1 protein-coding gene is annotated in these 1,131 nt (G+C 68.3%); it reads right to left on the reverse strand.

Annotation, left to right across the window (positions count from 1 at the left end):
• Window positions 1–39: 39 nt before the first annotated feature.
• Window positions 40–591, reverse strand: a complete 552-nt coding sequence (ectA, locus tag AOK23_RS43955) for a diaminobutyrate acetyltransferase (protein WP_206336454.1) — start codon at window positions 589–591, stop codon at window positions 40–42.
• Between the last annotated feature and the right edge of the window lie 540 nt (window positions 592–1,131).

Raw genomic sequence — 1,131 nt, forward strand, 5'->3', positions numbered from 1 at the left:
CCCCTGAGCACCACCGGCCCGGCGGGGGGCCGGTGGTGCTCAGGGGGACAGCGGGCCGATGCGGTGCAGCACCTCGGGCTCGTGCGGGCCGTCGGGGAAGTCCCCCGCCTCGAACAGGACCGTGCGCTCGACGGTCGCGCCGTGGCGTTCGGCGAACGCGGCGAACAGCCGTTCCGAGGCGGTGTTGCCCGGGGTGATGGTGGTCTCGACGGCGGTCAGCGCGTGCTGTCGCGCGACCCGTGCGGCGAGTCCGTCCAGCAGCGCCCCGGCAAGCCCGCGCCCGCGGTGCGCCTCGTCGACGGCCACCTGCCACACGAGGAGGGTGTCCGGCCGCTCGGGCCGCACGTACCCGGTCACGAAACCGACCGGTTCCCCCGTCTCGTCACGGGCCACCACCGAGGTGTCCGCGAAGTCCCGGCACCACAGCAGATAGCTGTACGAGGAGTTCAGGTCGAGGGTTCCGGAGTCCCCGGCGATACGCCACAGCGCGCTGCCGTCCGCCACGTCCGGGCGGTCGATCCGAATCCCCTCGGCGATTTCCAGTTGTGATTCCAGGTGTGCGATGTGCAGGTCTGCTTGTGCGGCAGTCATACGGCTTGAATTTACCCAGCGGAATTTCGAATTGCATCGCCGCTCGGGGTTACGAATGAGCGCCCTCTGTGTTATCACGCGGGCGCGAGCGTGCGCGCAAGCAGGTGGTTGACCTGGGCGGTTTTGCCCGGAAATACCCTTGCAAAAAGGGCGCGCTGTGGAGTCCGTCACATGCGCGTAACCCTCACGAAACCCGCCCGGATCGCGCCCCTTGTTGTTCGCGAAACCTTTGCGTTTAGAGAAGGTGGAAGCGGGCAGAAGAATACGGGGTCCTACCCATGGAATTGTAGGACCCTTTCTGTTGGAAAAGCGACCCTCTTTTCCGTCGATTCGCCGGTTCCGGCCACTTCCCCCGCTCATGGACACGGTCCCGCGCGGGCAGTTCTCCATCGATACCGCTGCGCGGCCCCGGAGCGGGTAATACGGTTCTGGCGAGGTCGGCGGCCGGGGGAGGGGACGAGGATGCCGGAGCAGTCGTGGGCGGCGCTGACCGCGGCCCGGGGGAACGGCGGTCGTACGGGCCGCGGTCAGCGCCGCCCA

The sequence above is a fragment of the Streptomyces torulosus genome, from assembly GCF_001419765.1.
Classification (GTDB): domain Bacteria; phylum Actinomycetota; class Actinomycetes; order Streptomycetales; family Streptomycetaceae; genus Streptomyces; species Streptomyces torulosus.

Excerpts from the sequence above, each read along its gene's own strand:
- ectA (WP_206336454.1), bottom strand. The coding sequence starts at position 591 with ATGACTGCCGCACAAGCAGACCTGCACATCGCACACCTGGAATCACAA.